The 16470-nt window shown below is 63.8% G+C and carries 14 protein-coding genes; 2 read left to right on the plus strand and 12 right to left on the minus strand.

Features of this window, described 5'->3' with window-relative positions; genetic code table 11:
• Window positions 1-4 precede the first annotated feature (4 nt).
• Together C4J85_RS15535 and C4J85_RS15540 are read right to left on the minus strand one after the other, a co-directional pair.
• Entirely contained in the window at window positions 5-586 is a 582-nt protein-coding gene (locus C4J85_RS15535; RefSeq protein ID WP_124367282.1) for a GNAT family N-acetyltransferase, read from the minus strand.
• 8 nt (window positions 587-594) lie between these two features.
• Window positions 595-2850, minus strand: coding sequence for an Orn/Lys/Arg decarboxylase N-terminal domain-containing protein (locus tag C4J85_RS15540; protein ID WP_124410124.1), 2256 nt, complete (start codon window positions 2848-2850; stop codon window positions 595-597).
• 808 nt (window positions 2851-3658) lie between these two features.
• Here C4J85_RS15540 and pnuC point away from each other — a divergent pair.
• Together pnuC and C4J85_RS15550 are read left to right on the plus strand one after the other, a co-directional pair.
• A complete protein-coding gene (gene pnuC, locus C4J85_RS15545) occupies window positions 3659-4222 on the plus strand; it encodes a nicotinamide riboside transporter PnuC (protein ID WP_124370940.1) in 564 nt (187 codons plus the stop codon).
• A complete protein-coding gene (locus C4J85_RS15550; protein WP_124411199.1) occupies window positions 4219-4755 on the plus strand; it encodes an AAA family ATPase in 537 nt (178 codons plus the stop codon). The genes pnuC and C4J85_RS15550 overlap by 4 nt, the downstream gene beginning before the upstream one ends.
• On the opposite strand, the gene xth is transcribed toward C4J85_RS15550, so the two are convergent.
• The 10 genes from xth to C4J85_RS15600 form a co-directional block, all read right to left on the minus strand.
• The gene (xth, locus tag C4J85_RS15555; protein ID WP_124410125.1) at window positions 4752-5546 is read right to left on the minus strand and encodes an exodeoxyribonuclease III; all 795 of its coding nucleotides are present in this window, start codon (window positions 5544-5546) and stop codon (window positions 4752-4754) included. The genes C4J85_RS15550 and xth overlap by 4 nt on opposite strands.
• A gap of 76 nt (window positions 5547-5622) precedes the next feature.
• On the minus strand, window positions 5623-7347 hold the full coding sequence (gene ggt, locus C4J85_RS15560) for a gamma-glutamyltransferase (protein ID WP_124410126.1): 1725 nt from the start codon (window positions 7345-7347) through the stop codon (window positions 5623-5625).
• 106 nt (window positions 7348-7453) lie between these two features.
• Window positions 7454-10177: a cystathionine beta-lyase gene (gene metC, locus C4J85_RS15565; protein ID WP_124410127.1), complete on the minus strand. Its 2724-nt coding sequence runs from the start codon at window positions 10175-10177 to the stop codon at window positions 7454-7456.
• Window positions 10178-10234: 57 nt separating this feature from the next.
• Entirely contained in the window at window positions 10235-10828 is a 594-nt protein-coding gene (locus C4J85_RS15570; protein WP_124410128.1) for a cysteine dioxygenase, read from the minus strand.
• Window positions 10829-10844: 16 nt separating this feature from the next.
• The gene (locus C4J85_RS15575) at window positions 10845-11669 is read right to left on the minus strand and encodes an amino acid ABC transporter ATP-binding protein (protein ID WP_124410129.1); all 825 of its coding nucleotides are present in this window, start codon (window positions 11667-11669) and stop codon (window positions 10845-10847) included.
• Window positions 11656-12339, minus strand: a complete 684-nt coding sequence (locus C4J85_RS15580) for an amino acid ABC transporter permease (RefSeq protein WP_124410130.1) — start codon at window positions 12337-12339, stop codon at window positions 11656-11658. The genes C4J85_RS15575 and C4J85_RS15580 overlap by 14 nt, the downstream gene beginning before the upstream one ends.
• The gene (locus C4J85_RS15585; RefSeq protein WP_124404423.1) at window positions 12329-13054 is read right to left on the minus strand and encodes an amino acid ABC transporter permease; all 726 of its coding nucleotides are present in this window, start codon (window positions 13052-13054) and stop codon (window positions 12329-12331) included. The genes C4J85_RS15580 and C4J85_RS15585 overlap by 11 nt, the downstream gene beginning before the upstream one ends.
• Window positions 13051-14253, minus strand: coding sequence for an aminotransferase class I/II-fold pyridoxal phosphate-dependent enzyme (locus C4J85_RS15590; protein WP_124410131.1), 1203 nt, complete (start codon window positions 14251-14253; stop codon window positions 13051-13053). The genes C4J85_RS15585 and C4J85_RS15590 overlap by 4 nt, the downstream gene beginning before the upstream one ends.
• Window positions 14250-15671: an FAD-binding oxidoreductase gene (locus C4J85_RS15595; protein WP_124410132.1), complete on the minus strand. Its 1422-nt coding sequence runs from the start codon at window positions 15669-15671 to the stop codon at window positions 14250-14252. Before C4J85_RS15595 ends, C4J85_RS15590 begins: the two co-directional genes overlap by 4 nt.
• Entirely contained in the window at window positions 15664-16470 is an 807-nt protein-coding gene (locus C4J85_RS15600; RefSeq protein WP_124404426.1) for a transporter substrate-binding domain-containing protein, read from the minus strand. The genes C4J85_RS15595 and C4J85_RS15600 overlap by 8 nt, the downstream gene beginning before the upstream one ends.

Below are 16470 nucleotides of genomic sequence, written 5' to 3' on the forward strand. Positions count from 1 at the left end.
CGTCTCAGATCGATTCGACTTCGCTCTTGAACAGCCGATACCAGAAAATCGCCACTTCGCGGGTTTGCGGGTCGATGCCACGATAGCGCAGTTGATCGATACCCCCCATCACGTACCCGCTACGTTCATACAGGCGACAGGCACCGAGGTTGTTGTTCTGGGTTTCGAGCATCATGCCCGGCAGGTTCTTCTTGCGTGCCCAGAACTGCGCCACGTCCAACAGCGCCTTGGCGACACCGTGACGCCGCGCAGGCAGCGCCACCGCCAACTCGTCGACATGGGCAAAACCGTTCCAGTTGGTACTGATCACGACGTGGCCCACCGCGCAATCATCCAGATAGGCCATGAAGACCGCGCTGTCGGCCGCACTGCGAAAGCTGGCGAATTCTTCAGGGTCGATGCCGTAACACTTGCGGTACGGCAGGATGCGCTCCACCGGCCATTGATCGACCCGCTTGCCCATCTGCGGCACACCATAGGCGCTGACCTCAAAACTGAAGTCATTGCCCCATACATAAGCGTCGAAGCCTTCGTCGGCGACTCGCACACTGAGCCCTGGATACTTCGGGTTCATGACAGCTTGCATAACGTTCCTTAACCTTTGATGCAATCGACGGTGTAACAACGACCACTGCCGTCATCTTCGTGTTGCAACCCATGCACATCGGCGACAAAACCGGGAAAACTGCTATCGAACGTCCGGGCAAACGCCAGATAGTCGATGATCGAACGGGTTGACTCGGTAAAGCGCTCGCCCGGCATGATCAGCGGAATACCCGGCGGATACGGCACCAGCATCACGGCTGCGATGCGTCCTGGCAAGGCATCGATGGATACCGCTTCCACTTCGCCCCTGACCAACTGGTCGTAGGCATCGGCCGGTTTCATCGCGATCTGCGGCAACACCGTGTACATGCGTTTCAGATGCCTGGCCGTCGCGTTGCTGCGGTAACAACTGTGCAACTGGTCGCACAGGTCGCGCAACCCCAGGCCCTGATAACGGACCGGCCCCTGGGCATAGACCGAGGGCAGGCAACTGGCCAGGCTGGTATTGGCATCATAGCTGCGTTTGAATTCCAGCAACTCGGTGAGCAAGGTACTCCATTTGCCTTTGGTGATGCCCATGGAAAACAGCACGAGGAAAGAATACAGCCCGGTTTTTTCCACCACCAGGCCGCGCTCCCAGAGAAACTTGCTGACCACGGCGGCGGGAATCCCGCGATCGCTCAAGGCGCCGCCGGCGGTTAGGCCGGGCATAACCAGGGTGACTTTGATCGGGTCCAGCAGCACATAATCTTCAGCCACGTCGCCAAAACCATGCCAGTCATCTTGAGGGTGCAGCAGCCAGTCCGCGGTGACGACCCGGTCGATACCGGCCACCGACGGCGGCTGCCAGATCGAAAACCACCAGTCATCAGCGGCGATATGCTGACGCAGGTTGGCCAGCGCACGACGGAAACTCAGGGCCTCATCGAACATTTCCTGCAACAGCGAGCGACCCGCCGGGCCTTCCATCATCGCTGACGCCACGTCCAGGGAGGCGATGATGCTGTATTGCGGCGAGGTGGAAATATGCATCATGAACGCTTCGTTGAAGCGGTCACGGTCCAGTTGCCGCGCTCCGCCGTCCTGCACGTGAATCATCGACGCCTGGCTGAAGGCCGCCAGCAGTTTGTGGGTGGAGTGCGTGGTAAACACCAGCGGGCTGTCCGGCGTGCGCGAGGTACCCATGCCGTAGCGCCCGGCGAAAAACTCGTGGAACGCCGCGTAGGCATACCAGGCCTCATCGAAGTGCAGCACCTCGACGCTGTTACCCAGTTGCTGCTTGATCAGCTCGGCGTTGTAGCACAGGCCGTCGTAGGTGGAGTTGGTGACCACCGCCAGCTTTACCTTCGCCGGACGGCCATGGGTCAGCGGGCTGGCGTCGATCTTGGCGCGGATCGAGTCGGCGCTGAATTCGCTCAAGGGGATGGGGCCGATGATCCCCAGCTCGTTGCGCTCCGGGCACAGGTACAAGGGGATCGCGCCGGTCATGATGATCGAATGCAGTACCGACTTGTGGCAATTGCGGTCGACCAGGACCAGGTCATCGCGACCGACCATGGAGTGCCAGACGATCTTGTTGGCGGTGGAGGTGCCGTTGATCACGAAAAACGTGTGGTCAGCGCCAAAATTGCGTGCCGCGCGGGCTTCGGCTTCCGCAAGCGGCCCGGTGTGATCGAGCAGCGAACCCAGCTCGGGGACCGAGACAGACAAGTCCGAACGCAACGTATTTTCCCCGAAGAACTGGTGAAACGCCTGCCCCACCGGGCTTTTGCGATACGCCACGCCACCGCCGTGGCCCGGGGTGTGCCAGGAGTAATTGGAGTCGGCGGTGTGTTGCACCAGGGCCTTGAAGAACGGCGGCAACAAACCATCGAGGTAGGCGCGCGCCGCACGCGCGACCTGGCGCGCGAGAAACGGTACGGTGTCTTCGAACAGATACAGGATGCCGCGCAACTGGTTGAGTTCGCTCATGGCATCCGCCGGGGCGTTTTCCAGGGTGACTTGCTCGCCCAGCGCGAAGATCGGCAGGTTGGGCGCCCTCACCCGCGCCAGGCGGATCAGCTCGACCATGTTTTGCAGCAAATGGGTATTTTCCCCGGCGCCCTCGGCGGCGATCAGCATGCAGGCAAGGCCGTGGTGGGTGGCCGCCACCAGTCGCCCTTCGGCGTAGTCCACGGCGGAAAAGATACTGAAGCCCTCCTGCTCCAACTCCCTGGCGATGCCTCGAACCCGATCACCGGCAACGGTGTCGGCCTTGATGTCGCGGTGCATGATAAGGACGGGAAACTTCAGGTCTTTGTACATGGGCGCTCCTACTCCTGAGGGCTTGCACTCAGGGTAGAAGCTGGAAGCGAAAGTGGCGAATGAAGATTTTCACAGACAATGAAGATCAATTACAGTGGACCACTTTCGCTTGACTGACTGGCATTAGGGCTTGCGCCCGATGGCCATGGGTATCTACACAACTTTGGTATGGCCCTGAACCTGTGGCGGCTCGGGACCCGAAGCCTCTCTAACTGATGCCCCACGTTCCAAATGTGGGAGGGGCGGTGCGACGATTCGACTTGCCCCCGATTGCGGCCTGACAGCCGACCAGGATGCTGGATCAGAGCGAGTACATATCCGTTGCTGCGGTAACGGCGGCTTAGGGTTCCGCCCTTACGGCGTCTCACTTTTGAAAAGCGCAAAAGTAAGCAAAACGCTCTTGCCCCACCACTCGGCACCTCGCCTAGGCTCGGTGTGCCCGTAATCCGACAGTGACTTGGGGGGCCGCCGCCACGCGCCATCCATGGCGCGGGGCGGCTAAACCGGCATCCCTGCCGGTTTACCCCCCAAATCACTGTCGAATTCCGGCCAGCGTGGTTTAACGGGGCGCCTAAGATCAAGAGCAGGATCAAGATCAAGAGCGACTCGCTTCGCATCGTGGTTACCGTAGGCTGCTACAGAGTTGTGTAGATACCTATGCCTCGATGGCAGTGTGTCAGTCACCGCCACCAGCGACTGATCCCAGCCTTCGGGAACCCGCCCATTGCCACATTAGCCCTCCGCTGTTTGAGGATGGATGACCTGTAGGTACAATCAGCGCCCTCTTCCACTCTCCCAAGGAACCGCCATGTCCGGGCTTGAACTGTTCGCCGCCGCCCTGGGGGTGATCGCTGTGTGGCTGACGGTCAAGCAGAACCCCTGGTGCTGGCCTATCGGCCTGGTGATGGTGTTGCTCTATACCTGGGTGTTCTTTGACGTGAAGCTGTATTCCGACATGTTGCTGCAGGGGGTCTATGCCGTGCTGCAAGTCTACGGCTGGTGGCAATGGACCCGTGCCGGCGCGGTCAAGCAAGGCCGTCAGGTCAGCAGCCTGAGCTGGCCGGCGATCTTGACCGCCCTGGTCGTCGGCGCGGTGTTCAGCCTGTTGCTCGGCGCCGCCATGGCCCACTGGACCGACGCCGCCCAACCCTGGCTCGACGCGGCCCTGACGGGTTTCAGCCTGGTAGCGCAGTTGTGGATGGCGCAAAAACGCGTGCAGTGCTGGCCGCTGTGGATCGTGGTGGATGTGATTTTCGTCGGGCTATTCCTCTACAAAGGTCTCTACCTCACCGCCGCGCTCTACGCACTGTTCACCGTGATTGCCGTGCAAGGCTGGCGTGAATGGCGCGCCGACCCGGCGTTGCACGCATGAAAGTGGTGGTGCTGGCGGGCCCTGAATCCAGCGGCAAAAGTTGGCTGGCGGCTGAGCTGCACGCGCACTTCGGCGGGCTGATGGTGGGTGAATACGTGCGTCATTTCATCGACCATCACCAGCGCGATACCTGCCTGGCGGATATCCCGGCGATTGCCCAGGGCCAGTTGGCCTGGGAAGACGCCGCCCGCGCAGCACAGCCTGCTCTGCTGATCCTCGACACCCACCTGCTGACCAACACACTCTGGAGCCAGACCCTGTTCGGCGACTGCCCCAGCTGGCTCGACAGCGAACTGCTGGCCCGTCACTACGACCTGCATCTGCTGTTGTCGCCCGAAGACGTGGAATGGAGCGCCGACGGCCAGCGCTGCCAACCCGACCTGGCCGACCGCCGAGCGTTCTTCCAGGCCAGCCTGGACTGGCTGCACGCGCACCACCAGCCTGTGGTGGTGATCCGGGGAGACTGGCAAGCGCGCCGGGACGCAGCGTTTGCCGCCGTCGAGCGCTTGCTCGGGGCGACAACGGTCGGTTAACGCTTTTTGCGCGTGCCGAGCTGAATCCAGGTCGGCGCGTGGTCGCTGGCATGCGCCTCGTTACGCACCCAGGCATCGACGCCCGCGTCCTTGAGATAGGGCTTGAGCGCAGGATTGAGCAACAGGTGGTCGATGCGCAGGCCGGAATTTTTCTGCCAGTGCTGGCGGAAATAGTCCCAGAACGTATACACCCGCTCTTCGGGGTACAAATGACGCACTGAGTCGGTCCAGCCCTGGTCAAGCAGGCGTTGATAGCAGGCACGGCTCTCGGGTTGCAACAGCGCATCCTTGAGCCAGGAGCGTGGGTTGTAGATGTCCAGGTCGGTGGGCACCACATTGAAATCCCCGGCCAGCACCACCGGGTGATCACTGGCTTGCAACGCCTGGGCATAGTCGATCAGGCGTTCGAACCAGGCCAGCTTGTAGTCGAATTTAGGCCCCGGTTGCGGGTTGCCGTTGGGCAGGTACAAACAGCCGACCAACACGCCGTGCACGGCCGCCTCGATATAGCGGCTTTGCTGGTCGCCCTCGTCACCGGGCAGGCCCCGCCGGCTTTCCAGCGGCTGCGCGTCCTTGGCCAGAATCGCCACACCGTTCCATGAGGCCTGGCCCAGGCAGATCGCGCCGTAGCCGGCCGCTTCGAAATCAGCATAGGGAAACAGGCTTTCCGGCGCCTTGAGTTCTTGCAGGCAAACGACGTCCGGCTGCTCGCGGGCCAGCCATTGCAGCAGGTTAGGCAGACGGGCACGAATACCGTTGATGTTGAAGGTGGCGATTTTCAGCGCTTTCATGGGGTGGGGTCCTTTCGGGGCTCTTGGGATAGAGCCCCGAAATGCCGCAGATGTTCCATGCGCGAGCGAGTCGGCCTCAGTAACCCAACGACAGGCCCGTGTTGCGACGCGGGTCATTCGCACCATAGAAGCGGTTGTTGCCCACCGGCTTGCCACCCAGCGCCGGCGCGCCCACCAGGATCGCGGCCAGGTGGTTGGCGTCCTGGGGACCGGCGAACGTATGCCCCCAGCTCTCGAGGATCTTCTGGGTGTCCGGGCTCACCGCGAAGGTTTCAAGGTTGGTGGTCTGCGGCATCCACTGCTGGTGGAAGCGCGGCGCGTCCACGGCCTCCTGAATGTTCATCTTGTAGTCGATGACATTGAGGATGGTCAGCAAGGTCGCGGTAATAATGCGGCTGCCGCCTGGCGTGCCCACCACCATCACCGTCTTGCCATCCTTGGTCACGATAGTCGGGCTCATCGACGACAGCGGCGCCTTGCCCGGCGCAATGGCGTTGGCTTCACCCTGGACCAGGCCGTACATGTTCGGCACGCCGACCTTGACGGTGAAGTCGTCCATTTCATCGTTGAGGATCACCCCGGTCTTGCTCGCCATCACGCCCGCGCCAAACCAGTCATTGAGGGTGTAGGTGACGGAAACGGCGTTGCCCCAAGTGTCGACGATGGAATAGTGGGTGGTGTTGTTGCCTTCATGGGGCGGCACGCCCGGCTTGATCGCCTGGGAATCCCCGGCCTTGTGTGGCTCGATCGCGTCGCGCAATTTGGCCGCGTAATTTTTATCCAGCAGATGGGCGATCGGGTTCTTCACGAAATCCGGGTCGCCGAGGTAGCTGTTGCGGTCTACATAGGCGTGGCGCATCGCTTCGATCTGGTAGTGCAAGCCCTGGGCCGAGTGGTACCCCAGGTCTGCCATCGGGTAGCCTTCGAGGATGTTCATGATCTGGCAGATCACCACGCCGCCAGAGCTTGGCGGCGGCGCCGAGACCACATGGTAGCCACGGTAATCGCACTCGATAGGCGCCAGTTCGCGGGTCTTGTAGGTGTCCAGGTCAGCCTGGGTGATCAGGCCCTTGCCGGCCTGGCTCGACTCCACCAGGGCGTTGGCGACCCAGCCTTTATAGAAGCCATCGCTGCCCTTGGCGGAAATTTCCTTGAGGGTCCTGGCCAGGTCCTTCTGCACCAGTTTCTGGCCGACCTGCATCGGTTGGCCGTTATGCAGGAAGATCCCGCGCAGATCCTGGTCTTTCTCGAATTCGCCGGTGGCGGTGTGCAGCAGGTCGATATCACCTTGCTCCAGGGCAAAGCCGTTCTCCGCCAGTTTGATCGCCGGCGCGATCACCTGGGCGCGCTTGAGGGTGCCGTACTTGCTCAGCGCCAACTCCATGCCGGAGACAGTGCCAGGTACACCGACGGCCAGGTGGCCCTTGGCGCTCAGGCCTTCGACCACATTGCCGTCTTTGTCCAGGTACATATCGGCCGTGGCCGCCAGCGGGGCTTTTTCGCGAAAGTCGAGGAAGGTCTTGCGCCCGTCCGCCAGTTGCACGGTCATGAAACCGCCGCCGCCCAGGTTGCCCGCCGCCGGGTACACCACCGCCAGCGCATAGCCCACGGCCACCGCCGCATCCACCGCGTTACCGCCGGCCTTGAGCACCTCCACGCCGACCTGAGTGGCCAGATGCTGGGCGGTGACCACCATGCCATTTTCACCGGCCACCGGGGCCTGGGAAGCGGCGTGCACACCACTGACCGTCAACAGGAGGGCAGTGGCAATCAAGGTGCAGCTGAAGGGTTGGTATTTCATCCATGGCTACTCTATTTATTGAGATGCACCAAAATAGCCCTTCCCTTATTCAATCCCCAGCGCGATGGCGCTTTTGTTACAGAACCTGTCGGTCATGGAACGCACGTCAAGCCGGTGAGCCTTCAAGCCGTTCACCGGCCCGTGCAAAGCCGCGCTGCAGATCTTCAAGCAATGCCGCGACATCTTCCAAGCCGATATGCAGCCGCACCACCGGGTTCAACCCACGGTCGGTGGCACTGTCGCGGTCCTGGGTGTCGGCCACGGTGACCAGGCTTTCATAGCCGCCCCACGAGGCGCCCAGGCCAAACAGCTGCAAGCCATCGATAAAACGTTCGAGGTAGCCGATGTCAGCCTTCGCCAGCTCAAACGATAACAAGCCGTTATTGCCGGTGAAGTCCCGGCGCCACAAGGCGTGCCCAGGATGGGTGGGGAGCGCCGGATGGAACACCCGCTTGACCTGCGGTTGCGCCTGCAACCACTGGGCAATGTGCAAGGCCTGGCGTTCATGCACATCCAGGCGCGACGCCAGGGTGCGCGCGCCGCGCAGGATCAGGTAGGCATCGTCGGCGCTCACCGCATTGCCGAAGGTATCGCTCATCCTGCCCAGCGCCGGCCAGGCGGCGGCGGTGGTGCACACGCTGCCCATCATCACGTCGCTGTGGCCGCCGAGGTATTTGGTCAGGGCCATGATGGAAATATCCGCGCCAAGTGCCAGGGGCCGGTACAGGTAGCCCGAGCCCCAGGTATTGTCGACCGCCAGCAGAATCCCGCGTGGCTTGCACAGCGCGGCAATCGCCGGCAGATCGCACAGCTCATACAACAGCGAACCCGGCACTTCGGCGTAGACCAGCCGGGTGTTGGCCTGCAGTTGGTGTTCCAGGCCCTGGCCATCGGCGGGAAAATAGCTCACCTCAATGCCGAACGGCTGGAGAAATTCACGGGCCAGCTTGCGCACCGGTGAATACACCGCGTCGGTGATCAACACATGGTCGCCGGGGCGCAGGTAGGCCAGAAACACCTGGGCCGCCGCTGCCAGGCCGGTGCCATACAGCCGGGTGCGATAGCCGCCTTCCAGCTCGGTGACCAGGTCTTCCAGGGCATGGGCCGTCGGGTTGCCCCGCGCGCCGTAACTCAGCACCCGCTCGCTGTCCCGCCGGGCCCGGGCGTCGCGCATCTGCGCCAGGTTGTCGAACAGCACCGTACTCAGGCGCGTGATCGGCACATTGACCGCGCGGCCGCCGTGGCCCCTTTCAGTCCGAGCGGCGTGAATCAACCGCGTACGCACCCGCGACACCGGCGCCAACGGCTTGAGGCTGGCGATCTCCGCCGCGCTCATCTGCGCCAGCAGGCCGATTTCCCAGGCCAGGTACTGGCGCGCCGCGTCCTTGTTACCGCTGTGACGGTCATGGGTGAAGAACAGAAAGTCGATGCACTGCGCGTCGGGCGGCGAGTGCGGGTCTGCATCCACCGGCAGGCCGGCCGCGACCCAGGCCGCGAAACCACCCTCGAGCAGGCGTACCGCGCGCCCCTGCGCGGCAAAGGCCGCCAATGCGGGATCGTCCGCCACCAGCACCTGGGGCCGATGCCCCGCCGTGAGTCGCGGACGAATCGACCAGCGCGAGCCGGCGATATGCCCCTTGCGATACGCCATGCTGGGGCGCAGGTCGACCAGGTCCACCTCGTTCAATTCCAGCGCCAGGGCTGCGGCGCTGATCAACGGCAGCGGTTCGTACGCCACCGGCTGCACTGTCGGCAACGCCAGGCCACTGTCGATGCCGCCGCTCAACACGTAGGCTTGATGCCCCAGCTGGCGCAGCCAACTGGCGACGATCGGCGCGCGTACGTCCTCGCTGTCCAGCACGACCACCCGCGCCTGACGCACGCCGATGTAGAGGTCGGTGGCCTGGATCAACTGCCCGCCCGGGGTATGTTGCGCACCCGGCAGGCTGCCGGCGGCGAATTCTTCGAAGGTACGCACATCACACAGGAACAGGCTGCGCTGGCTGTCGTCGGCCCACTGGCGCACCTGATCCGCCGAAACCTGTTCCACACCTGCCCGCTCAGCCAGCTGCCGTGCGGCCTGGCGCTGGCGATCCAGCTGCGGGCTGGCGGGATCGGCATAGCGTCGCGTGCTGCCGTGCTCCAGCGGCAAGTCTTCCAGGTGCCAGCCCTGGGTGCCGTTTTCCAGGGCGTAGATCGGATTCTTCAAGCCGAGGTTGATCAGGGTCTGCGCGCCGATAATGCTGCGGGTGCGACCGGCGCAGTTGATGACGATGGGGGTGGTGTCGTCCGGCACCAGGTCATGCACGCGATAGCCCAGCTCGCCGTTGGGGCAGCAGATGGAACCGGGAATCGTCATCTTGCGGTACTCCTCGAACGGTCGCCCGTCCAGCAGCACCAGCGGTTCGCCCCGCGCCTGCCACTCGGCCAATTGCCGCGCGGTGATGTGGGGCGTATGGCTGGCCGCTTCGACCAATTCGCCGAAGGCCTTGGACGGTACATGCACCCCGGCAAACAACTGCAAGCCCGCCGCCTGCCAGCCGTCCGCCCCGCGCTCCAGCACATTCACACGGCTGTAGCCCAGCGCCTGCAACCGCGTGGCCACGGCTGCCGCGACCTCACCGCCGTCCTGGTCGTAGATCACCAGGCGCACCTGGGGGTTGGGCGCCAGGCGGCGTACTTCCAGCTCCAGGCGGCTATAGGGCAGGTTCACCCCGTGAAACAGGTGGGCCTCGCCGTATTGCCCGAGTTCGCGCACGTCGAATAGCGCAATTTCCTGCCCGTCGAACAGCCACTGCTGCAGTTGATGCGGGGTGATGGTCTGGCTCATGGAAGTCCCAACAATTAAAAGAAAAGTGACTGCGACGCCCCTCCCACAGGGGAACGATCAGTAGGCGCGAATCGACGGTGCCATCTGCGAGGCGTTGTAGTTGAGGATGCGGCCGTCCGCTTCCACGCCGTAACGGCCGTTCAACGATTCCAAGGGCAGGCCGTAGAGGTGGAAATGCAACGTCGCCTGTTCGCCTTCAACCTTTATGCCGTGCAGGTCTTCGCCGAGGAACGAGATCGAGGTGCCCGGCTGCACGATCACTTCCTGTTCCAGGGTCAGGGTGGTGAAGCCCGGTTCGCGGCCCGCGTCGCTGCGCCTATAGACGTAGTTGATTTCCTGGCCTTCAATCGCGGTGATGATCGCCCACGTCTCGTGGTTGTGCGGGATCGTGCTTTTGCCCGGCAACAGCGAGTTGAGGTACAGCGTCGGGGTGTCGCCGTCATCGTTGAGGCGATAACGGAACGCCGTGCTGCCCTGCCCCGGCACCGGTGCGGGGAATTGGTCGAAGTTGAACAGGTCGCGACGTTCGGCCAGGCGTTCCAGCAGGCCAACGATCTGCACCAGCGCTGCGCGGTCTACGCCACGCTGGTTGATCACACGGACCTGTTGCAAAAACGCTTCGATGACGGCGGCACGGTTTTCGGTACTCATGACGAATTTCCTCAGGTCAGACAGACAGGCTGTAGCGGCTCAAATTGGCCAGCAGGTACGGGTCGTGGGCAATCGGGCCACGGCGCCCCGCGTCGCCCAGGGCATGGCGCAGGAACGTCTGGGTGCGCTCGTTGGCCGGGTTCTGGAAGATGTGTGCGGCGCTGCCATGCTCGACAATCACCCCGTGTTCGGTGAAGTACACGACATCGCTGATCTCTTCGGCGAAGCGCATTTCGTGGGTGACCAGCACGCACGTCATGCCCTCTTCGGTGAGTTCGCGGATCACCGTCAGCACTTCGCCGACGGTTTCCGGGTCGAGCGCCGAGGTCACTTCATCGAACAGGATCAGCTCCGGGCGCATCGCCAGGGCGCGCGCAATCGCCACGCGCTGTTGCTGGCCGCCGGACAATTGGCCGGGGTAGGCATCGGCCTTGTGCTCCATGCGCACTTTGGCCAGCAGCGCCCGCGCGTCTTTTTCCGCCTCGGCGCGGTTGCGCCCGAGCACCTTGCGCGGCGCGATCACCAGGTTTTCCAGCACCGACAGGTGCGGAAACAGGTTGTACTGCTGGAACACAAAGCCGACGCGCTTGCGCAGCTCGATGCGCTGGGCTTCCTGGGCCAGGGTGTCGACCTGGGTCTGGCCCACGCGGATGCTGCCGCGCTGGGGCTGCAGCAGCCCGGTGATGCAGCGCAGGATCGTGGACTTGCCCGAGCCCGACGGGCCGATGATCGACACCGCCTGGCCGCGCAGCACCTCGAGATCGATGCCCTTGAGCACCGGGTTGGCGCCGAACGACAGGTGCACATCCCGCAGGCTCACCAAGGGTTCAATAGAAGGCATAACGGCGCTCCAGGTGTTGGGTGAGACGGGAGATCGGGTAGCAATAGGCGAAGAACAGCACCAACAGGCTCAGGTAGATCACCACCGTGAAGCCGGTCATGTTCACCGTGTTGCTGGCGATCTGCGCGGTGTCGATCACGTCATGCACGCCCACCAGCGAGGCCAGTGCGGTGCCCATGGTGACCACGGCGTAAAGGTTCATCCAGGGCGGCAACATGCGCTTGAAGCACTGCGGCAGGATGATCGAGCGGAACAACTGGCCACGGGTGAAGGCCAGCGAGCGCGCAGCTTCCCACTGGGTGCTGGGGATCGAACCGATGGCGCCGCGAAAGATCTCCGCCACGTTGGCGCTGGCCGGCAGCGCCAGGCCGAGGGTGACCTTGACCCAATCGGGGAACGACACGTAGCTGTTGCCAATGTGGATTTCGAACGGAAACACGTAGGTGGTGAAATAGATCAGCACCAGCCACGGCGCATTGCGAAACACCTGCACCCACAGCAGTGCGACAAACCCCAGGGGCGACAGCGCCAGTGCGCCAATCAACAGGCCCAGCACCGAACCGATGGCAATCGCCAGCAGGCTGATCAGAATGTTCTGGCCGAAACCGGCCAGCAGCGCCGGCGACCATTGTAGCAAGGCCGACAGCACCGCAAATGAATCAGTGGCCATAGCCGGGCATCCTCAGGCGCGCTTCGAGCCAGCGCCCCACACAATTGACGATAAAGCTCAGCAGGCCGAAAAAGCCGAGGATCAGGATCATCAGCTCCAGCACGTTGTCGCTCTGGGTCCAGATCATGATCGCCGCGTAGGTGATGTCGCCCACCGCGATGGCCGAGGCCACGGCAGTCATCTTCACCAGGTCGATCAGGTTGTTGATCAGCGACGGCAAGGCAAAGCGCAGCGCCAGCGGCAGTTGCACATTCCACAGCAGTTGGCGGCGGCTGAAGGCCAGGGAACTGGCGGCCTCCAGCGTCACCGCGGGCACCGCCTCGATGCCGGCGCGCAAGGCCTCGGCATGGAACGCGCCCTTGTGCAGGGAAATCACGATCACCACCCAGGCGAACGGCGTCAGCGGGTTGGCCGCGCCGACCGCCTGGGTCAGCAGCATGTTCAGCACCAGGAACGCGCAATACAGCTGCACCAGGGTGGGCGTATTGCGTGTGACTTCGATAAATACCCGCGCAGGCCTGGCCAACCACGGGTTGCCCGAGGTGAGCATCGCCGCCAGGCCGATGCCCGCCAGCAGGCTGCCGATGACCGTGAACAGGCACAGCAAACCCGTGGTCAACGCCCCCTGGACCAGGGAGCCGCGCTGGTAGGCATCGAGCAGAAAGCTGTAGTTCAGGCCAATACCGGCGGCCCAGTGCACGAACACTTCCATCATCGCAACTGCTCGCAGGCGTTGGCGATACGCCGTCCGGCCTCGACAACGCTGTCGGTCGCCGTGGCAATGGACAGGCGAAACCACGGCGACAGGCCATAGGCGCTGCCCGCCACCGCCGCCACGCCCTGTTCCAGCAGCCAGGCGACCACATCAGCGTCGTCGTCCAGGCGCAGGCCATCCGGGCGCAAGCGTCCCAGCAGCCCGGCGCAGCGCACAAACACGAAGAAACCGCCTTGGGGCTCGAGCACGTCAAGGCCGTCGACCTGCCTCAACGCCTGGACCAGCCTGTCCCGACGCACTTGATAAGTGGCGACCTGTTCCGCGAGAAAATCCAGTCCGCCGGAATACGCCGCCAACGCGGCGGCCTGGCCCACCGATGACGCACCGGAGGTGGATTGCGACTGCACCACCGTCATGGCGTCGGTGAGCGTTTGCGGTCCGGCGCCGAAGCCGATACGCCAGCCAGTCATGGCGTAGGTCTTGGACACGCCGCCCACCAGCAGGCAACGCGTCTGCAGGTCCGGGGCGACATTCAACAGGCTCTGCGCCGGGCGGCCGTCGAAACGAATATGTTCATACAGTTCATCCAGCAGGATCAGCACTTGGGGATGGCGGCGCAACACCTCGGCCAGCGCCGTCAGCTCGGCCTGGCTGTACACCGCGCCACTGGGGTTGCCCGGACTGTTGAGAATCAACCAGCGTGTGCGCGGGGTGAGGTGCTGTTCCAGTTGGGCCGGCAGCAACTTGCAGCCCTGTTCCAGGCCGCATTCGATCAACACCGGATCGCCGCCGTTGAAGCGCACGCTGTCCGGGAACGACGGCCAGTAAGGCGTCGGCACCAGTACTTCATCGCCGTCATCCAGCGTGGCGGCGAAGGCATTGAAGATGATCTGCTTGGCGCCATTGGCGATCACGATGCCGGCCAGCGGGTAGTCCAAGCGGTTTTCAGCGGCGAGCTTGCCCTGCACCGCCAGCCGCAATGCCTTCACCCCCGGCGTTGGCGTGTACTTGGTCGCGCCGGCGGCGATGGCGGCATACGCGGCCTGCTTGACGGGCTCCGGGGTGTCGAAATCCGGTTCGCCGGTGGTGAGGTCGAGGATGTCGCGCCCGGCCTCGCGCAACTCGGTGGCGCGGGATTTGGCGGCGGCGTTGGCGGACAGCGACACCCGCTGCACGCGCCGCGACAGACGTACGCTCATGGCTGCACCTCGAGGACTTTTCCGGGATTGAGCAGGTTGTGCGGGTCGAGCGCTTGCTTGATACGGCGCATCAGGTCCAGCTCTACCGCGCTTTTGTAGCGACCCAGCAAGCCGACCTTACGCTGGCCGATGCCATGCTCGGCGCTGATCGAGCCACCGTGGGCGTGGGCGCTGTCGTGCACCATCGCGCTCAACTGCGCGTAGTGCGCCATGTGCGCCTCCACCGTCGAACCCAGCGGATGCGCCACGTTGTAATGCAGGTTGCCGTCGCCCAGATGGCCGAAGGTGAAGTGGCGCACGCCGGGAAAGTGCTGCTGCAACAACGCATCGGTCTGGGCCACGAACGCCACCACCTGGGAAATCGGCACCGAGATATCGTGCTTCATGTTGCGCCCGGCGCGTTTCTGCGCCTCGCTCATGTTTTCGCGCAGCAGCCACAGGGCCTGGCTCTGCGCCAGGCTCTCGGCGATCAGCGCATCACTGATCAATCGCTGTTCGAAGGCCTCACCCAAGACGTGTTCGAAGGCTTCGCGGGCATGGCTTTCGCCGTGGTTGTCGGACAGTTCGATCAGGGCGAACCAGGGTTGGCGCGCGCCCTTGAACGGCTGCGGGCCTTGGGGGAACTGCTCGCGCAGCAGCGCCAGGCAATCGGCAGAGAGCAATTCGAAGGCAGTCAGGTTCGCGCCGAAGCCGGCACGGGCATGGGACAGGAAGGCGACGGCCTGGGCCAGTTCATCGAACGCCAGCAGCGCCGTGGCCTGGGCCAAGGGCTGCGGGAACAGCTTCAAGGTGGCGGCGGTGATAATGCCAAGGGTGCCCTCGCTGCCGATGTAGAGGTCGCGCAGGTCGTAGCCGGTGTTGTCCTTGCGCAAACCGCGCAGGCCATGCCAGATCTCGCCTTCGGCCGTCACCACTTCCAGCCCCAGGGTCAGCTCGCGGGTATTGCCGTAGCGCAGCACCGCCGTGCCGCCGGCATTGGTGCCGAGGTTGCCACCGAGGGTGCAACTGCCTTCGGCGCCCAGGCTCAGGGGAAACAGGCGGCCGGCCGCACGCGCCGTGGCCTGGACGTCGTGCAGGATGCAACCGGCTTCCACGGTCAGGGTGTCGTTGTCGGTATCGACATCGCGCACGCGGTTCATCCGGTCCAGCAACAGCAATACCGAGCGCCCGCTGGCATCCGGCGTGGCGCCGGCCATCAGCCCTGTGTTACCGCCCTGCACCACAATCGGCGCCTTCAATGCCACGCAGGCACGCACCACCGCCGCCACTTCTTCAGTGTTGGCCGGGTGCACCGCCGCGACGACCTGGCCGGTGTAGCGCCCCTGCTTGTCGGTCAGGTACTGCGCCGCCTGCGCGCTGCTCTGCACATGGGCGCTGCCGAGCAGTTGCTGCAGGGTGGCGAACAGCGCATCACTCATGGCTGTACTGCTCGTGCAAATCGCGCAGGGCCTGGGACGGCGCCATGCCGGTGCGCTCGCCCAGGGCAATCAGGAAGCCGCTTTTATGCCAGCCCTTCACGATGGCATCGAGCCGGGCCTGGGTGTCGTGCTCGCCCTTGCGAATCCAGATCACCGAGTTGGAGGGAATCAGGTCACCCGGCAGCGGTATCTCATAACCGGCCCACTCGGCGTCGCCGAGCAAGGCGTGCATGGTCGGGCTGACGTGCACCGCCGCCACGCACCCATTGCCGCGCAACGACAGCAGCGATTCGGACTGGCTGCGGAACGCCTTGATCTGCGCGCCGTAGGTGTCTTGCAACGGCTTGATGAAGTTGCTGCCCTGGGACACGCACACCGGCTTGTCCTTGAGGTCGGCCCATTGCTTGATGCCCGCACCTTTGCGAATCAACGCCGCGCCGCCGACTTCTTCGTACGGCGTGGGCACGTAGTCGAGGATCTCGGCGCGCTCTTCGGTGAACTGCATATTGGCGATCAGAATGTCGACCTTGCCCTGCTGCAGGAACTGCACACGATTGGGCGCCAGCACCGAAACGGTCTTGGCCTCGACGCCCAGCGCCTGGCCGACGGCCTTGGCCAGTTCGACGTTGTAACCCAGGTGCTCGCCGGTCTTGGGGTCGAGGGTGCCGAACGGCGGGCCGCTGAGGATCACCCCGACGCTGATGGCGTGGCGCTGGCCGATCTTGTCGAGGGTGGCGTCGGCATGGGCCACGCCTGCGCACAGGGCCAGGCCGAGCGCGAGGAGGCTTTTGAACGGCAT

It is taken from the genome of Pseudomonas sp. R4-34-07, assembly GCF_003852375.1.
In the GTDB taxonomy this organism is placed as follows: domain Bacteria; phylum Pseudomonadota; class Gammaproteobacteria; order Pseudomonadales; family Pseudomonadaceae; genus Aquipseudomonas.

Bases quoted from the DNA above. Each gene is read 5' to 3' on its own strand.
- C4J85_RS15535 (WP_124367282.1), bottom strand. From the start codon at position 586: ATGCAAGCTGTCATGAACCCGAAGTATCCAGGGCTCAGTGTGCGAGTC.
- C4J85_RS15540 (WP_124410124.1), bottom strand. From the start codon at position 2,850: ATGTACAAAGACCTGAAGTTTCCCGTCCTTATCATGCACCGCGACATC.
- pnuC (WP_124370940.1), top strand. From the start codon at position 3,659: ATGTCCGGGCTTGAACTGTTCGCCGCCGCCCTGGGGGTGATCGCTGTG.
- C4J85_RS15550 (WP_124411199.1), top strand. From the start codon at position 4,219: ATGAAAGTGGTGGTGCTGGCGGGCCCTGAATCCAGCGGCAAAAGTTGG.
- xth (WP_124410125.1), bottom strand. From the start codon at position 5,546: ATGAAAGCGCTGAAAATCGCCACCTTCAACATCAACGGTATTCGTGCC.
- ggt (WP_124410126.1), bottom strand. From the start codon at position 7,347: ATGAAATACCAACCCTTCAGCTGCACCTTGATTGCCACTGCCCTCCTG.
- metC (WP_124410127.1), bottom strand. From the start codon at position 10,177: ATGAGCCAGACCATCACCCCGCATCAACTGCAGCAGTGGCTGTTCGAC.
- C4J85_RS15570 (WP_124410128.1), bottom strand. From the start codon at position 10,828: ATGAGTACCGAAAACCGTGCCGCCGTCATCGAAGCGTTTTTGCAACAG.
- C4J85_RS15575 (WP_124410129.1), bottom strand. From the start codon at position 11,669: ATGCCTTCTATTGAACCCTTGGTGAGCCTGCGGGATGTGCACCTGTCG.
- C4J85_RS15580 (WP_124410130.1), bottom strand. From the start codon at position 12,339: ATGGCCACTGATTCATTTGCGGTGCTGTCGGCCTTGCTACAATGGTCG.
- C4J85_RS15585 (WP_124404423.1), bottom strand. From the start codon at position 13,054: ATGATGGAAGTGTTCGTGCACTGGGCCGCCGGTATTGGCCTGAACTAC.
- C4J85_RS15590 (WP_124410131.1), bottom strand. From the start codon at position 14,253: ATGAGCGTACGTCTGTCGCGGCGCGTGCAGCGGGTGTCGCTGTCCGCC.
- C4J85_RS15595 (WP_124410132.1), bottom strand. From the start codon at position 15,671: ATGAGTGATGCGCTGTTCGCCACCCTGCAGCAACTGCTCGGCAGCGCC.
- C4J85_RS15600 (WP_124404426.1), bottom strand. From the start codon at position 16,470: ATGCCGTTCAAAAGCCTCCTCGCGCTCGGCCTGGCCCTGTGCGCAGGC.